Raw genomic sequence first — 15,707 nt, forward strand, 5'->3', positions numbered from 1 at the left:
TATTAGCCATAACGCTGCTCATCGACCCCGACTCCCTTGATGCCCGATGCGTACTGCATGATTTCGTGTTCGTTAATTTGCTCGCCTTCCAGCACCCCGGTGAGTACACCGGCGCACATGACTGCCACCCGGTGGGAGAGGCCGATCAGCTCGCCCATTTCTGAGGAGATCAATATCACCGAGCAGCCCGCCTCGGTTAATTCGTGGATAAAGTGATAAATCTGGTGCTTGGTGCCCACGTCGATGCCCCGGGTCGGCTCGTTGATAATTACGATCTCAGGGTCGATGGACATCACCTTGGCGAGCAGCAGCTTCTGCTGGTTACCGCCGGAGAGCTCGGCCGCGGTGCGCGCCGCCGTGCGCAGGCGGATATCAAAACGCTGGATAGCCTGCTGAAAGGCCTGCTCTTCGCGGCGGCGGTCGATAAGCGGGTGGCAGTGAGCGCGTAAATTGAGCAGCGTAACGTTGGAGCGCAAGTCCATATTGAGCACCAGGCCTTTGCCCTTGCGATCTTCGGTGAGGTAGGCAATACGCTGGTGCACCGCATCGCGCAGGTGGCGCAGCACTACTGGCTGGCCATTGCGCAGCACCTGACCAGCGCTTTTACCGCGCAGACCCAGCACCGCTTCAAGCAGCGCGGTCCGGCCAGCGCCCACGATGCCCCCAAACCCCAACACTTCCCCCCGGCGCAGGGTAAAGCTGGCCTGTTTAACGGCGCCGGGCACCACCATATCCCGCGCTTCCAGCACCACCGGCGCATCGTCAGGAAGCCGCGTGCGCGGTGGGTACATGTCCGTGATTTCACGCCCCACCATCAGCCGAGCCAATTCCTCTTTGCTGCGCCCGGCCATGGAGCCGCTGTCCACCAAATGACCATCGCGCAGCACCGTCACCCGGTCGGCAATCTGCTCGATTTCACGCAGCTTATGGGAGATGTACAGAATCGCCACGCCCCGCTGGCGCAAACGGTCGATGAGTGCGAATAACACCTTTACTTCATTTTCCGTCAGGGTGGCGGTGGGTTCGTCCATAATCAGCACGCGCACATCGCGGGTGATCGCCTTGGCGATTTCCACCATCTGCTGATCAGAGGTGCTGAGGTCTTTCACTCGAGCGCGTGGATCAACGTCGGTTTCGAGTTCCAACAGTGCCGTCCGGCTGCGTTCCCGCATGGCTCGTCGATCCAGAAACACTCCGCGGCGCAGTTCGCGGCCCAAGAAGATGTTCTCCTCCACGCTAAGCTGCTCCGCCAGTGCCAACTCCTGGTGAATCATTACCACGCCATCGGCCTCTGCCTCACCGCTGGAGCGGTAGTGTCGTTGGCTGCCGTCCACCACCACCTCACCCGAGGTGGGCCGAAGGTAACCGGCCAGGATTTTTACCAGGGTTGATTTACCGGCGCCGTTCTCACCCAGCAGGGCGTGCACCTCGCCCGCCCGCAGATCAAGATCAACGTCGAATAAAACTTGGTTTTCGCCAAACGAGCGGCAGAGTTTGCGCGCTGATAACAGCATGAGGCCACCTGATGAAGTCTGTTGTTTTTGTGTTGGGGGCTTATCAACATCGATTGATTTAGATTGATGCTTGATTTACTTTAGGTTCTAAAATAAATATTTGCATATGCAACTTAGGTCGTATTTTGGCAATTGCGTTCACACCCCACGATGAGAGCGCTTAGCAATGTGCAGTAGCGCTTTTTTCAACACGAACTATAACGGCGACCCTATGGCCCTTCCGTCGACTGACACTAGCCGCCTCGACAACACCCTGGCGGTGATACGCACTCTGCGTGACCAAGGATCGGTGGCACGCATCGACCTGGGTGCACTCAATGGCATTAGCTCTGCCACCGTCACCTCGATCAGCGCCGAACTACTCCAGCAGGGGTTGATCACGGAACGGCCGCCCGAAACGCCCCGTCCCACCGGTCGTGGTCGACCAAAAACCTTGATTGAGCTCGCCCCTAATGCCGCCTGCGTGGTGTGCATCAAGCTATCGATCAATGAGATCCAGCTGGTAGTGGGCGATTTTTCGGGTCAGGTACGCCATAGCGAGCACCATGCGGTGCCCACCCTGACGTTGAGTGCCGACGACCTGGAAGCGCTGCTGGAAGAGAAGATCAGCACTGTTTGCGCGCAACAGCTAAAGGGATTTCAACGCTTGGCGGGGATCTGTTTGGCAGTGCAGGGGGTAGTCTCGTCGCAAAGCGGTACGATTATCTGGTCCCCCGCTTTAAGCTTTCGTAACGCACCGATATCGACACGATTAGCAGAGCGTTTTCACTGCAGCGTGCTGCTGGAAAACGATGCCAACTGCATCGCCAGCGTACTGGCGGCACAGCCCGCCTATGCAGACTGCCCTAATTTGGTGGTGATTATGCTGGGCTACGGTATCGGCATGTCGGTATTGATTAACGGCGTGCCCTTTCTGGGAGCCAATGGCTCAGCGGCGGAGTTTGGGCACAGCAAATACCAACCCGATGGCGCACTGTGCGCCTGCGGGCGACGGGGGTGCATTGAAGCTTACACTAGCGATTACGCGCTCTATCGCGCAGCCGCCGAGCATCTAGAACTTCCCGCCGGCGACAGCGCACACCCCTCCGAGCAGCAGATGCAGGCGCTAACCCAACTAGCGCTGCAAGGCGACCCCTTGGCTCAGCGCATCTATGCAGAGGCAGGCCGTGCACTGGGGGTTGGTATCGCCAATGTGCTGGCGCTTTTCAACCCCGATTTAGTGCTGATTACCGGTTCCGGCGTACGCGGCTTTGACGCCATGCAGGCCGCTATGCATAGTGCCATCGACGAAGCCCTAGTGGCCGAACTGATGGGCACCACCCGCATCGAAAGCTGCGCCTGGGATCGCGACATGACCTGTATGGGCGGCATCGCCATGGCGCTAAATGCCACCGATGGCGAGACGCTGTTAGATAGCCAGGCTAAGTCTGGATCAGCTACTTGCCTGTAGCCAAAAGGTCGATTAGCATGAAAATGTACAAGGGAGTATTTTATGTCTATTCATCAATTGACACAAAAAGTTAAGGCAGCTGGGCAGAACCGCACTCATGAGCAAAGAATGAAATTGCTTAAAGATGCGCACATCCTTGATTCACAAGGACGTCTTGATAAGCGTTTTTTCAGTCCATCTAAGTCTAAAGGCAACCATACGGCACACGTTAAGACCTAATGTATTCATCAAAACCGACAATTGTCTATGGTTTTCATGGGTTAGATAAAGATATTGCCATCAGTATCCTGAACCAAAAATCTGAATTCAAACACAGTAATAATAAGTATGATTGGCTGGGCAATGGCGTTTACTTTTGGGAAAATAATCTTGAAAGAGCGCATCAGTATGCCCTTCAAGATAGCCAGCGGGCTGCTTCTAATGTTAAAGATCCCTTTGTACTGGGCGCAGTAATTGAGCTCGGCAACTGTCTGGATTTGCTTGACCAAAAATATAATGATTTTCTTAAAGAAGCTTATCAGCAGCTAAAAGACGATTTAGAGGCAGAAGGTACACCACTGCCTGAGAATAGATCGTTTGGAAAAACAGATTTTGATTTTAAAACCCGTGAGCTTGACTGTGCTGTAATCCGTTATGCATGTGCATTAGCCAAGGAACAGGGTGAACCCTTTGACTCTGTTAGAGCCGCGTTTATCGAAGGCGATCCACTATACGATGGAGCCAAGTTTTTTCTGAAAACCATATTCAACTTGCCATCATTAATCCAGATTGTATAAAAGGAATATTTCTTCCAAGACAATCTACTCAAGAGATTGAGCTCGCTGAAGGAAAACTAAGCACTAACGTTTAAACCCGTGGATACAGCCTAAACTCTATTCACGCCACTAATATCCAGATATTCCTTGCAAGCACTCAACGACCATAACAACTGTCAGTCGTGATAAACCACGCTGCGGCCTCCGTCGATAGTCAGGCAACTGGCGTTGATAAAGGGGGCCTCATCTGAAGCCAGGAAGACCACCGTCATGGCGACTTCCTCGGGTTGCCCTAACCGCCCTGGTGGCAGCAAGGCTTCGATGCGTGCCTTAGCCGTGACGGGGTCATCGAAGGACTGCCAATGCGCCTCTACCGCCGAGGTGGCAATATAGCCCGGCGCGATGGCATTGACCCGCACGCCCCGCGGTGCGTATTCAATGCCGAGCGATCGGGTTAAGCCAATCAAGCCGTGCTTGGCTACCGAGTAGGGAAAACAACTGGGAATAATCGAGAAGCTGTGGGTGGAGGCGATGTTGATAATGGCACCGTCGCCCTGCGCCAACATGTCCGGCAACACCGCCCGGCTACAGAACCAGGCACCTTCCAGATCGACCGCTAGGCAAAGTTGCCAGACGTCATCCGGCATGGCGAGTGGATCATGGAAGACATTCATTCCGGCGTTATTAACCAAGGTGGTCAAGGGCCCGTTAATCTCCCGTGCCTTCGCCACGGCGGCGTCCACCATTGCGCAATCAGCAATATCTGCCACCAACGCCTGAGCATTGTGTCCTTCGCTGCGCAGTTGCGCTGCCAGCCTCTCGACGTTATCACCGTCTCTATCCAGCAAGGCGACCGTGGCACCCTCGCGGACGCAGGCCTCGGCAATGGCGCGGCCGATGCCGGTGGCAGCACCGGTTACCAGAATATGCTTGTCGGTCAACCTGGCGGTCATTGCGCGTCCTCTTTTTTAAGCTCTTCGTCACTCTGCGTGGAGCTATCTCTGCCAGGCTGATAATTGCCCCCGAGGGAGGTAGCTTTAGCTCGCGACCCTTTTGGCGCTACCTCAGGATCTTCGAATGACCATCAATGCGAGTGCCGCGGCACATCAGAACCCCGACAGCCGACCAGGAAGTCGAAGTCGCAGCCTTCGTCCGCCTGGAGCACCCGCTCGATATACAGCTGGCGGTAGCCGCCCTGGCTGGCAATCAGCGTTGAGGCGGCAGTGGGGTCACTTTCGGCCAGGCGCGAGGCCAGTTCTTCATCGCTGAGTTCCAGATGCAGCCGGCCGCTTGCGCAGTCGAGCTCGATCCAGTCACCGTTGCGTACCGCCGCTAGCGGGCCACCGGCAGCGGCTTCGGGCGCTACGTGCAGTACCACGGTGCCGTAGGCGGTGCCGCTCATGCGGGCGTCGGAGATGCGCACCATGTCGGTAATGCCCTGGGCGAGGATCTTGGGCGGCAGGCCCATATTGCCCACCTCCGCCATGCCGTGATAACCACGTGGGCCGCAGTGCTTCATGACCAGTATGTCGTTGGCTTCCACGTCCAAGTCCGGGTCGTTGATGCGCGCCTTGTAGTCGTCGAAGTCCTCGAACACCACCGCACGACCTCGGTGCTGCATGAGTTCGGCCGTGGCTGCCGAGGGCTTTAACACCGCGCCATTAGGGGCGAGGTTGCCGCGCACCACGCAGATGCCGCCATCCGCGGTGAGCGGATTATCCAGCGGGCGAATCACTTCGTCGTTGTACAGCGGGGCGTCCTGGACGTTTTCCCACAGGGTTTTGCCGTTGACGGTCAAGGCGTCTTTGAAGGGCAGCCGGTCGGCCTCACCCAGGCGTCTAAGCACCGCGGGCAGGCCACCGGCGTAGTAGAACTCCTCCATCAAGAACCGCCCCGAGGGCTGTAGATCGACCACCGTGGGCGTGCCGCGCCCCACTCGGCTCCAGTCGTCCAGGGTCAGATCCACACCAATCCGTCCGGCAATCGCCTTGAGGTGAATCACCGCATTGGTGGAGCCGCCAATGGCGGCGTTGGTACGGATGGCGTTGTCGAAAGCTTCCTTGGTAAGGATCTTGGAGAGCCGCAGGTCTTCGTTGACCATCTCGACAATCCGGTTACCCGAAAGGTGCGCCAGCACGTAGCGGCGGGAGTCCACCGCCGGAATCGCTGCATTGTGCGGCAGCGAGGTGCCCAGCGACTCGGCCATGCAGGCCATGGTGGAGGCGGTGCCCATGGTGTTGCAGGTACCGGCGGAGCGGGACATGCCGGCTTCCGCGGCCATAAAGTCGTGCAGCGAAATCTCACCCGCCTTGACCTGCTCGGAGAGCTTCCAGACCACGGTGCCGGAACCAATGTCCTTGCCCTTGTGCTTGCCGTTGAGCATTGGTCCGCCGGTGACCACGATGGTGGGAATATCGCAGCTCGCCGCACCCATCAGTAGCGCCGGGGTAGTTTTGTCGCAGCCCACCAGCAGCACCACCGCATCGATGGGGTTGCCGCGAATCGCTTCCTCCACGTCCATGCTGGCCAGGTTGCGGGTAAACATCGCCGTGGGGCGCAGGTTGGATTCGCCGTTGGAGAACACCGGGAACTCCACCGGGTAGCCCCCCGCCTCCAGCACGCCCTGCTTCACGTGCTCCGCCAACTTACGAAAGTGCGCATTGCAAGGAGTGAGCTCCGACCAGGTGTTGCAGATACCGATGATCGGCTTGCCCTGAAACTCATGGTCGGGAATGCCCTGGTTTTTCATCCAACTGCGGTACATAAAGCCGTTTTTATCGGCGGTGCCGAACCACTGGGCAGAGCGTAATGGGCGCTGACGATCAGACATAACAAAGCCTCCGTACAAACCGGAAAAAAGTGACCAACTAATAAAGGGGTAACGGTTTAAGCGTCAGGCCCGCTGACGACGGGTCTGTTTCCAGCGGTCAAACATCACCGCCAGCAGCAGAATCGCGCCACGCACCAGGTATTGGTAAAAAGTGGGAACGTTGAGCAGCCCCATGGCGTTCTGGACGCAGCCCATGATCAGCACACCGACCACCACACCGGTAATGGTGGCAACGCCGCCGGATAGCGCCACGCCGCCCAGCACACAGGCGGAAATCACCGCCAGTTCCAGGCCCATGGAGGTATTGGGGTCGCCCAGCCCCATGCGTGAAGCTAGCAGTACACCTACGACACCTGCCACTACACCCTGAAGGCCGAAAACAATAATCTTGAGGCGGCGAACATTAACCCCGGCAAGCGCGGCGGCTTCCGAGTTCCCCCCGGTGGCCAGCACATTGCGCCCGAAAGCGGTCATGTTGAGCACCACGCCAAAGATCACGAAACAGGCCAGCATGGTCCAGACCGGCAGGGTTAGGCCGAGGAACGAGGCGCTGCCCAGGTCAAAGAAGCCCGGCACGGTGATCATCACCGCGTCGCCGCCGGAGGTGATGTAGGCCAGACCACGCACAAACTCCATCGCTGCCAGAGTGGCTATCAAAGAGTTAATACCGAACTTGGCAATCACCAGGCCATTAAAGGCGCCCACCGCGCCCCCGGCGACAATGCCCCCGATGACGCCGATAAAGACGCTACCGGTACTGGAAGTCACCACCGCCGCGACCACACCCGCAAAGGCCACCGTAGAGGCCACCGAGAGATCCACCTCCCCCAGGGCCAGCACCAGCATCATGGTGGTGGCCAAACTGCCGATCAGGGTGATCGAAAGCAGTAGCCCGACCATGTTGCGGCCGGTCAGAAAATCAGGGATGAGTACCGCTAGAGCGATAAACAGGAGCAGAAAAATCGCGATCAATCCCGAGGTATCCAGCAGCGTGCGCAGCGGTTTGATCAGCCCCTGGCGCCCCGCTGGGCGGGCAGGTGTCGTCTCACCTTGGGTTGCGTTGTTCGTTGTCATGATGTTTGTCCTGAATTTGTTCTCTAAGAACGAAATATCTTGGAAACCTTAAAAAAGCTGACACTTAGGCGGGTAGCGCCAAGCCCAACAGACGTTCCGGCGTAGCCGATTCCCGCGGCACTACTTCCACCAGCTCACCATCGCGCATCACGGCGATGCGGTCGCAAATCGAGCTGACTTCCGCCAGGTCACTGGAGATCACCACCACGCTTTTGCCCTGTTCGGCCAGGTCGTAGAGCAGCGAGTAAATATCCCGCCGCGCGCCGACGTCGATGCCGCGGGTTGGCTCGTCCATCACAAATAGATCGATCTCCTCGGCGAGCCAGCGGGCCAGAATCACCTTCTGCTGGTTACCGCCGGAAAGTTTGCCGATCGGCGTACGTGGGCCCGGTGTCTTGACGCTGAGTTGCTGGATATACGACTCGGCATTGCGCCGTTCACGACCGGGGTGGCGGAACATACCCCAGCGTTTGAAAAAGCGCCGACAGCTGATATTGAGGTTGTCGGCCACACTCGCCACCGGAAAGATACCCTGGGACTTACGATCCTCCGGGCACATGGCGATACCAGCGCGAATGGCATCTTGCGGGCTTTTGAAACGTCGCGATTCGCCGTTGAACTGCACGCTGCCAGCCTTGGGAGACTCGACCCCACAGACCAGCCGCAGTAGTTCACTACGCCCGGCGCCCACCAGGCCGAACAACCCGAACACTTCACCGCGCTTGACGGAAAAGCTCACCGGCGCATTGAGACCGCGCCCCTGTATGTTCTCGACGTTTAGGATCAAATCGCCATGCTCGCGGGGTCGATAGCCATAAACATCGTCGATATCCCGGCCCACCATTTCACTCACTAACAGGTCGTGATTGAGCGCCGACATATCCTCATGGGTGCGTATATGCTGGCCATCGCGGAAGATGGTGACCGCATCGCACATCTCAAACACCTCCTCCATGCGATGCGTCACGTAGAGCACCACCCGCCCTTCATCACGCAGTCGTTGGACGATACGTTTTAGCTGGCGAATCTCCTGAATAGAGAGACTACTGGTGGGCTCATCGAACGCGATAACCTTGGCGTCTCGCAGCAGCGCACGGCCAATCTCGATCATCTGCTGCTGGCCGATGGAGAGCTCGCGCACCTTGGTCGAGGGGTGGATCTCCCCCTCGCCAAGATCAGCCAGTATCGCCAACGCTTTTTCCTTCAACCGGCGACGGTCAACAAACCCCTGCCGCGTGGGCAGTTGACCCAGCAGCAGGTTTTCGGCCACCGACATATTGGGTGAGAGCGTCAACTCCTGGTAAATAATCGCAATGCCTTCCCGCAGCGCCTCTCGGGCATTGTTGAATACATAGCGCTGGCCATCGATCCACAGTGCCCCTTCGGCCACCCGGTTAACGCCGCTTAGCACCTTGAGCAAGGTGGATTTACCCGCGCCGTTCTCGCCCATTAAGGCATGCACTTGACCGGCGTGGGCGGAGAAACTCACCCCATCCAGCGCGCGCACGCCAGGGAAAACGACACTAATCGCGTCGAACCGTAGATAAGCATCAGACATGCTTCATTACTCCCGCAGAGACTTACCGTTACAGACCAAGCGCGGCGCGCACTTCCTGCCAGTTTTCCCGCGTCATTAGCGTGCCGGAGGTTTCGGTATTGGCCGGTGGTTCTTGATCCTCGCTAATCCAGCGGTAGAGATCTTCAGCAGTCTGACGGCCGTGCATGGTGGAGCTCACCGCTACCGTACCGTGGAAACCGGTGGGGTTATCCCGGGAGAATTCCGCAAAGGCGGCGCCGGAGCCATTGATACCCACGCCGATCACATCTTCAGGCGCTAAGCCATACTGCTCGGTAGCCCTAACACCACCCAGCACGCTCTCTTCGTTAAGGGCATAGATCACCCAGTGCTCATAATCGCCGCGCTGGGAAAGCACCGGAGAGGCGGCAGAGAAAGCCCCACTGGTGTCGGTGCTCTGCTGAGGCGCGTCGAAAATATTATCTTCTGGGAATCCCGCGGCTATCAGCGCCTCGGTGGCGCCGTCGGTACGCTCAACGGCGGTCGGTAGTTCATTGTTGGTGATCCGCAGCGCGGCTACCTCTTCGGGGTTCCAGCCGCGCGCTTCCATTTCGGCATTAATGGCTTCGCCCACCTGACGCCCAATTTTGGTGCCCGACATACCCAGGTGCGGCACGCCCTCCATGGGCTCACCGCTTGAGTTAACAAACTGGTCATCCACAGTGACTACTTTCATGCCGTACTGGTTAGCACGGTTCATAATCGCTGGCCCCAAGCGTACGTCTGGCGGGCAGATTACGAACCCTTCAGCGCCTTGGGAGTAGAGGTTATCAATAGCGCTAAGCACCTCTTGGCCATCTTCGCCGCCAAGGCGTACCACTTCGAAGCCGAGCTCTTCGCCTACTTCAGTAGCCGCCTCCTGTTCGTTAATGAACCACGCCTGCTCCGGCTTTTTAACGATAAAGCCAATCTTCACCTCGTCTTCCTGGGCCTGTACTGACCCTAGTGAGGCCAGCATAATCGCGCTACCAAGTGCTAAACGGGTAAATGTTGTCGTCAATTTCATTGTTGTACTCCTGCTATTTTGAGAGTTGTTTTTATTGATATTTTTGATTACTAACCACTGACGGTTGGTAATAGTAATGATGAATCGAGATTACGAGCCCAGGTCTTGCTGCGCGGAAAAGCGATAGACCGTGCGTGAGCGATAAGTCTCGCCCGGCTCTAGGATCGTGCTGGGAAACGCCTCTTGATTGGGAGAGTCAGGGTAGTGCTGAGTTTCCAGCGCAAAGCCGGAGCGGTGCCCGTAGGCCTGGCCCTGCTTGCCGGTCAGGTCGCCGTTAAGGAAGTTGCCGGAATAGAATTGGATCGCGGGTTCGGTGGTGGTGATTTCCACCAGGCGTCCGCTTTGGGGCTCCCATACTTTGGCAGCCAAGACCAGCTCATCTGATGCAGCGTTATCGCGGGCAAGCACAAAGTTGTGGTCATAACCGCCACCAAAGGCAAGCTGCTCGTTCTCCTGCTCGATCCGTTCGCCAATGGGCGTCGCCTGGGTGAAGTCAAATGGCGTGCCCTCCACCGAGCGGATCTCACCGGTTGGAATCAAGGTGTCATTGACCGGGGTAAACTCAGGGGCATTGATCATCAGCTGATGATCGAGAATGGTGTCGCTACCCTCACCCTTTAGGTTGAAGTAGCTGTGCTGGGTTAGGTTAATCGGGGTGGCTTTATCGGTTACCGCCCGATAATCCACCATCAGCTCGTCATTATCGGTCAGCGTATAGGTAACTTCGCTCTCCAACTTACCGGGGTAGCCCTCTTCGCCATCCTCACTGGTATAGCGCAGTACCAATCCATTGCCTGCGTCACTCTCGAATGGTTCGGCCTGCCATAGCACTTTATCGAATCCCTGGTCGCCGCCATGCAGGTGGTTGCTGCCATCGTTGGTAGCCAATGAATAGGTTTCTCCATCGAGGGAGAATTGCCCACCCGCAATACGGTTGCCGTAACGACCAATAATGGCACCGAAGTAAGGATTGGCCTGACGGTACTCATCGGAGAGGTAGGCTTCCAAAGAGTCAAAGCCCAGCGCTATATCGTCAAACTTACCGTCCATATCAGGGGTTTTCAGCGACAGAATGATGCCACCGTAATTGGTCACCCGCAGCTCGATACCATTGGCGTTGGTAAGTTGATAGACATCCACCTGGCGACCATCGGGTAGATGACCAAACACCGACGTTTGGATACCACTGCCGACGCTGCTGCTCGCGTTGGCTTCAGAACTGCTCTGGGCTTGTGCAGTGTTTGCCAACAGCACCGCGGCAATTGCACCGAGCAGAAGAGGTGAACCATTTCTTAATCGTTGGCTGTACATGAGAGGCATGAGCTTCCTCCTGGAGGCATACTTTGTTGCTAAATTATTGTTGTTAGGCTTGGTCAGAAAACTCAGTGAGTTACCACAGTTCATCATGACCGATACAGACACTACAGTAGCCATGTCTGGCATAACCAACCAATATACAAATGCCTCACTATCGATATACTTCTAAGTATCAATAACAACACGAGGCTTATGCCATGGGCATTCTCGGCGAAAACTGGTTTTTAGACGTGCGACTAAAGTTGCGTCATTTTCAGCTATTTTTAGCCCTGGACGAGCAGCGCAACCTGCACCGCGCGGCGGCTCAGCTCAATATGAGCCAACCCGCCGCCTCAAAACTGCTCAGCGACCTGGAAGCCAACTTGGGTATTCGGCTGTTCGATCGCCACCCCCGTGGGCTAACGCCTAACTGGTATGGCGAAATTATGATTCGCCACGCCCACAGCATGCTCTCAGCGCTACGCCACACCGGTGAGGAGCTAAACGCTCTCGGCGAGGGCAGTGCCGGCACGGTAGCCGTCGGCACGGTAATGGCGCCAGCGGTTACGCTGCTCACCAGCGCCATCGAACGGGTGCACCGCGACCGGCCAGGGCTAAAAATCAGCGTAGATGTGGATGTCAGCAAAGTGCTGGTACCACGCCTACTGGAAGGCGAACTGGATTTCGCGATTACTCGCATACCCGCAGGCGTCGATGCCGAGCGCTTTGTCTTCGAGGAGATTGGCGAGGAGGAACTCTGCTTTGTGTGCCGCCAAGGGCATCCATTAGCCGATAAACAAACGCTGAGCCTTGCTGATATGGCGTGCTTCCCTTGGTCGCTGCAGCCCGCTGGCGCGTTGATGCGCCAGCGGGTGGATAGCCTATTTCTGCACCATCAGGTCGCGCCGCCCCGCCAGATCGTCGATACCGCTGACCTGCTGCTGTCGCTGGCCCTCGTCGACAAATCCGATACCATCACGGTGACTACACGGGAAGCCGCTGACCTGCTCTGCCCACCGCAGCGTTTTCATCTACTGCCATTTAGCGAGGCGCTAAGCGTTCAGCCCTATGGGCTGGTGAGCTTACGCCACCAGCGACTCTCCCCCGGTGCCGCCGCATTAATGAGCACTCTGCGGGAAGTGATTGCTCAGTCCAGTTAATGCGAGTGCCGCGGCACATCAGAACCCCGACAGCCGACCAGGAAGTCGAAGTCGCAGCCTTCGTCCGCCTGGAGCACCCGCTCGATATACAGCTGGCGGTAGCCGCCCTGGCTGGCAATCAGCGTTGAGGCGGCAGTGGGGTCACTTTCGGCCAGGCGCGAGGCCAGTCCTTCATCGCTGAGTTCCAGATGCAGCCGGCCGCTTGCGCAGTCGAGCTCGATCCAGTCACCGTTGCGTACCGCCGCTAGCGGGCCACCGGCAGCGGCTTCGGGCGCTACGTGCAGTACCACGGTGCCGTAGGCGGTGCCGCTCATGCGGGCGTCGGAGATGCGCACCATGTCGGTAATGCCCTGGGCGAGGATCTTGGGCGGCAGGCCCATATTGCCCACCTCCGCCATGCCGTGATAACCACGTGGGCCGCAGTGCTTCATGACCAGTATGTCGTTGGCTTCCACGTCCAAGTCCGGGTCGTTGATGCGCGCCTTGTAGTCGTCGAAGTCCTCGAACACCACCGCACGACCTCGGTGCTGCATGAGTTCGGCCGTGGCTGCCGAGGGCTTTAACACCGCGCCATTAGGGGCGAGGTTGCCGCGCACCACGCAGATGCCGCCATCCGCGGTGAGCGGATTATCCAGCGGGCGAATCACTTCGTCGTTGTACAGCGGGGCGTCCTGGACGTTTTCCCACAGGGTTTTGCCGTTGACGGTCAAGGCGTCTTTGAAGGGCAGCCGGTCGGCCTCACCCAGGCGTCTAAGCACCGCGGGCAGGCCACCGGCGTAGTAGAACTCCTCCATCAAGAACCGCCCCGAGGGCTGTAGATCGACCACCGTGGGCGTGCCGCGCCCCACTCGGCTCCAGTCGTCCAGGGTCAGATCCACACCAATCCGTCCGGCAATCGCCTTGAGGTGAATCACCGCATTGGTGGAGCCGCCAATGGCGGCGTTGGTACGGATGGCGTTGTCGAAAGCTTCCTTGGTAAGGATCTTGGAGAGCCGCAGGTCTTCGTTGACCATCTCGACAATCCGGTTACCCGAAAGGTGCGCCAGCACGTAGCGGCGGGAGTCCACCGCAGGGATGGCGGCATTATGGGGTAGCGAGGTGCCCAGCGACTCGGCCATGCAGGCCATGGTGGAGGCGGTGCCCATGGTGTTGCAGGTGCCCGCAGAACGGGACATGCCCGCCTCGGCGGCCATAAAGTCGTGAAGTGAAATCTCACCCGCCTTGACCTGCTCGGAGAGCTTCCAGACCACGGTGCCGGAGCCGATATCCTTACCTTTGTGCTTACCGTTGAGCATCGGCCCGCCAGTGACCACGATGGTGGGAATATCGCAGCTCGCCGCGCCCATCAGTAGCGCCGGGGTAGTTTTGTCGCAGCCCACCAGCAGCACCACCGCATCGATGGGGTTGCCGCGAATCGCTTCTTCCACGTCCATGCTGGCCAGGTTGCGGGTAAACATCGCCGTGGGGCGCAGGTTGGATTCGCCGTTGGAGAACACCGGGAACTCCACCGGGTAGCCCCCCGCTTCCAGCACGCCCTGCTTCACGTGCTCCGCCAACTTACGAAAGTGCGCATTGCAAGGTGTGAGCTCCGACCAGGTGTTGCAGATACCGATGATCGGTTTGCCCTGAAACTCATGGTCGGGAATGCCCTGGTTTTTCATCCAACTGCGGTACATAAAACCGTTCTTATCAGCCGTGCCAAACCATTCAGCACTGCGCAGCGGACGTTGACGTTGGCCCATGAGGTTAACTCCTTGTTTTAGTTCGGTGACGGCTGACGACCTGAGAGTTGGCGTCGAGAGTGGGTGCCGAATGCGCAAGACACTAAACTACCCCGTCAATCTAGTCGACCATACAAAAGTATATGTTGAACAATTGCTCTTAATGTTCAACATTACCCTCCCACGTGGGTCATTGGCCCGTTGCATTACAGCGTTAACCACCACGCTCTCCACAACAAAAAACTTGAGGAATAGTGCTATGCTCAAATCGAAATACAGCTCGCTACTCACTGGTTCCGTGCTACTGCTGGGCCTCTCTGCGGCCCAGGCAGCCGAGTACGAATGGAAATTTCAGGCGTCAGAAACCTCGGGCGAACCCAGCTTTAAGATCAAACAAGAGTGGGCCGAGCGCATTACGGCAATGACTGATGGCCGTGTTGAAATCGAGGTAATGCCGATTAATTCCGTGGTTGGCCCTACTGAGACATTGACCGCCGTTAGCTCAGGGATTCTGCAGGGTCATATGACCGACCCAAGCTACTTCTCTGGCCAGGATCCGGCTTTTGGTATGCTCGGCAACCTTGTCGGTGCCTGGCAGAACCCCTACGATTTCCTGGAGTACATGAAATACGGCGGCGGTGAAGAGCTTTACAACGAACTGGTCGAACCCTATGGCGCCCATTTGATCAGCGCAGCGACCTTTCCGCTGGAGTCGGTACCCTCCACGGTGCCCATCGAATCCATCGCCGACTTTGAAGGGTTAAAAATCCGTGCCCCTCAAGGCATGGTGTACAACATCTTCGAGCGCATTGGCGCCACGCCCGTCAACCTGCCGGGCTCTGAGGTGTATACCGGTCTGGAAAAAGGCGTGATCGACGCCGCGGACTCCACGGTGCTCTCGAATAACGACGCCATGGGTCTGCACGCTTTCGCCCCCTACCCGCTCTACCCTGGCTTTCACTCCATGCCCATGATCGCTGTGTCGATCAATAAAGACATCTGGGATGGCTTGCCCGAGGAGCTACAGACGACCCTCAATACCGCCTTTGATGGCATGGCCTACGACCTGATTGCCCGCCTCAAGGAGCAGGATATTGAGACCCTGCAGCGGCTTCAGGATGACCCAGACGTTCACCCCTTCAACTTGCCCGAAGAAGAGCGTCAGAAATTCCGCACCGCGGCTGAGCAGGAGTGGCAAGAGTGGGCGGGTGAAAATGAGATGACTCAGAAGATTTATGACTCGGCGACCGCCTTTTTGCGCTCGCGCAATCTGCTCTAACTCTGTGCTCTCAACTCTCTGCTCACAACCGGCCTCATTAATCTAA

Annotated in this window: 13 protein-coding genes; 5 read left to right on the forward strand and 8 right to left on the reverse strand. The window is 57.6% G+C overall.

Annotation, left to right across the window (positions count from 1 at the left end; all coding sequences use genetic code 11):
• Positions 1 to 2: 2 nt before the first annotated feature.
• A complete protein-coding gene (locus LMS44_RS19090) occupies positions 3 to 1,514 on the reverse strand; it encodes a sugar ABC transporter ATP-binding protein (protein WP_278370200.1) in 1,512 nt (503 codons plus the stop codon).
• A 211-nt stretch (positions 1,515 to 1,725) separates the two neighbouring features.
• On the opposite strand from LMS44_RS19090, the gene LMS44_RS19095 reads away from it, so the two are divergent.
• Genes LMS44_RS19095 through LMS44_RS19105 form a run of 3 tightly spaced genes read left to right on the forward strand, consistent with a single transcriptional unit; the run spans position 1,726 to position 3,740 of the window.
• Complete coding sequence (locus LMS44_RS19095) at positions 1,726 to 2,964, forward strand: ROK family transcriptional regulator (RefSeq protein ID WP_278370202.1); 1,239 nt, start codon at positions 1,726 to 1,728, stop codon at positions 2,962 to 2,964.
• Between the two features lie 42 nt (positions 2,965 to 3,006).
• Positions 3,007 to 3,183: a hypothetical protein gene (locus LMS44_RS19100; RefSeq protein ID WP_022521938.1), complete on the forward strand. Its 177-nt coding sequence runs from the start codon at positions 3,007 to 3,009 to the stop codon at positions 3,181 to 3,183.
• The gene (locus LMS44_RS19105; RefSeq protein WP_498946110.1) at positions 3,183 to 3,740 is read left to right on the forward strand and encodes a hypothetical protein; all 558 of its coding nucleotides are present in this window, start codon (positions 3,183 to 3,185) and stop codon (positions 3,738 to 3,740) included. Before LMS44_RS19100 ends, LMS44_RS19105 begins: the two co-directional genes overlap by 1 nt.
• A 155-nt stretch (positions 3,741 to 3,895) precedes the next feature.
• Here LMS44_RS19105 and LMS44_RS19110 read toward each other — a convergent pair whose 3' ends face one another.
• The 6 genes from LMS44_RS19110 to LMS44_RS19135 all read right to left on the reverse strand — a co-directional run bounded on the left by LMS44_RS19110 (position 3,896) and on the right by LMS44_RS19135 (position 11,525).
• Positions 3,896 to 4,672, reverse strand: a complete 777-nt coding sequence (locus tag LMS44_RS19110) for an SDR family oxidoreductase (protein ID WP_498946112.1) — start codon at positions 4,670 to 4,672, stop codon at positions 3,896 to 3,898.
• Between the two features lie 131 nt (positions 4,673 to 4,803).
• Positions 4,804 to 6,549: an IlvD/Edd family dehydratase gene (locus tag LMS44_RS19115; RefSeq protein WP_174788318.1), complete on the reverse strand. Its 1,746-nt coding sequence runs from the start codon at positions 6,547 to 6,549 to the stop codon at positions 4,804 to 4,806.
• A gap of 63 nt (positions 6,550 to 6,612) precedes the next feature.
• Positions 6,613 to 7,623, reverse strand: a complete 1,011-nt coding sequence (gene araH, locus LMS44_RS19120) for an L-arabinose ABC transporter permease AraH (protein ID WP_088701796.1) — start codon at positions 7,621 to 7,623, stop codon at positions 6,613 to 6,615.
• 64 nt (positions 7,624 to 7,687) lie between these two features.
• Positions 7,688 to 9,181 carry an L-arabinose ABC transporter ATP-binding protein AraG gene (gene araG / locus LMS44_RS19125; protein ID WP_190374612.1) on the reverse strand — a complete coding sequence of 498 codons (1,494 nt, stop codon included), beginning with the start codon at positions 9,179 to 9,181 and terminating at the stop codon, positions 7,688 to 7,690.
• A gap of 28 nt (positions 9,182 to 9,209) precedes the next feature.
• Entirely contained in the window at positions 9,210 to 10,205 is a 996-nt protein-coding gene (locus LMS44_RS19130; RefSeq protein ID WP_022521932.1) for an arabinose ABC transporter substrate-binding protein, read from the reverse strand.
• Between the two features lie 90 nt (positions 10,206 to 10,295).
• Positions 10,296 to 11,525 (reverse strand): aldose epimerase family protein, encoded by a 1,230-nt coding sequence (locus LMS44_RS19135; RefSeq protein ID WP_041159275.1) that lies wholly within the window; start codon positions 11,523 to 11,525, stop codon positions 10,296 to 10,298.
• Positions 11,526 to 11,719: 194 nt separating this feature from the next.
• Between LMS44_RS19135 and LMS44_RS19140 the strand changes: the two genes are divergently transcribed.
• Positions 11,720 to 12,661, forward strand: a complete 942-nt coding sequence (locus LMS44_RS19140) for a LysR substrate-binding domain-containing protein (protein ID WP_138799392.1) — start codon at positions 11,720 to 11,722, stop codon at positions 12,659 to 12,661.
• On the opposite strand, the gene LMS44_RS19145 is transcribed toward LMS44_RS19140, so the two are convergent.
• Positions 12,658 to 14,403: an IlvD/Edd family dehydratase gene (locus LMS44_RS19145; protein ID WP_498946116.1), complete on the reverse strand. Its 1,746-nt coding sequence runs from the start codon at positions 14,401 to 14,403 to the stop codon at positions 12,658 to 12,660. The genes LMS44_RS19140 and LMS44_RS19145 overlap by 4 nt on opposite strands.
• A gap of 238 nt (positions 14,404 to 14,641) precedes the next feature.
• Between LMS44_RS19145 and LMS44_RS19150 the strand changes: the two genes are divergently transcribed.
• Positions 14,642 to 15,661 carry a TRAP transporter substrate-binding protein gene (locus tag LMS44_RS19150; RefSeq protein WP_022521929.1) on the forward strand — a complete coding sequence of 340 codons (1,020 nt, stop codon included), beginning with the start codon at positions 14,642 to 14,644 and terminating at the stop codon, positions 15,659 to 15,661.
• The last annotated feature ends 46 nt before the right edge of the window (positions 15,662 to 15,707 follow it).

It is taken from the genome of Halomonas profundus (assembly GCF_020865425.1).
Taxonomy (GTDB): Bacteria; Pseudomonadota; Gammaproteobacteria; order Pseudomonadales; family Halomonadaceae; genus Vreelandella; species Vreelandella titanicae.

Excerpts from the sequence above, each read along its gene's own strand:
- LMS44_RS19090 (WP_278370200.1), bottom strand. The coding sequence starts at position 1,514 with ATGCTGTTATCAGCGCGCAAACTCTGCCGCTCGTTTGGCGAAAACCAA.
- LMS44_RS19095 (WP_278370202.1), top strand. The coding sequence starts at position 1,726 with ATGGCCCTTCCGTCGACTGACACTAGCCGCCTCGACAACACCCTGGCG.
- LMS44_RS19100 (WP_022521938.1), top strand. The coding sequence starts at position 3,007 with ATGTCTATTCATCAATTGACACAAAAAGTTAAGGCAGCTGGGCAGAAC.
- LMS44_RS19105 (WP_498946110.1), top strand. The coding sequence starts at position 3,183 with ATGTATTCATCAAAACCGACAATTGTCTATGGTTTTCATGGGTTAGAT.
- LMS44_RS19110 (WP_498946112.1), bottom strand. The coding sequence starts at position 4,672 with ATGACCGCCAGGTTGACCGACAAGCATATTCTGGTAACCGGTGCTGCC.
- LMS44_RS19115 (WP_174788318.1), bottom strand. The coding sequence starts at position 6,549 with ATGTCTGATCGTCAGCGCCCATTACGCTCTGCCCAGTGGTTCGGCACC.
- araH (WP_088701796.1), bottom strand. The coding sequence starts at position 7,623 with ATGACAACGAACAACGCAACCCAAGGTGAGACGACACCTGCCCGCCCA.
- araG (WP_190374612.1), bottom strand. The coding sequence starts at position 9,181 with ATGTCTGATGCTTATCTACGGTTCGACGCGATTAGTGTCGTTTTCCCT.
- LMS44_RS19130 (WP_022521932.1), bottom strand. The coding sequence starts at position 10,205 with ATGAAATTGACGACAACATTTACCCGTTTAGCACTTGGTAGCGCGATT.
- LMS44_RS19135 (WP_041159275.1), bottom strand. The coding sequence starts at position 11,525 with ATGCCTCTCATGTACAGCCAACGATTAAGAAATGGTTCACCTCTTCTG.
- LMS44_RS19140 (WP_138799392.1), top strand. The coding sequence starts at position 11,720 with ATGGGCATTCTCGGCGAAAACTGGTTTTTAGACGTGCGACTAAAGTTG.
- LMS44_RS19145 (WP_498946116.1), bottom strand. The coding sequence starts at position 14,403 with ATGGGCCAACGTCAACGTCCGCTGCGCAGTGCTGAATGGTTTGGCACG.
- LMS44_RS19150 (WP_022521929.1), top strand. The coding sequence starts at position 14,642 with ATGCTCAAATCGAAATACAGCTCGCTACTCACTGGTTCCGTGCTACTG.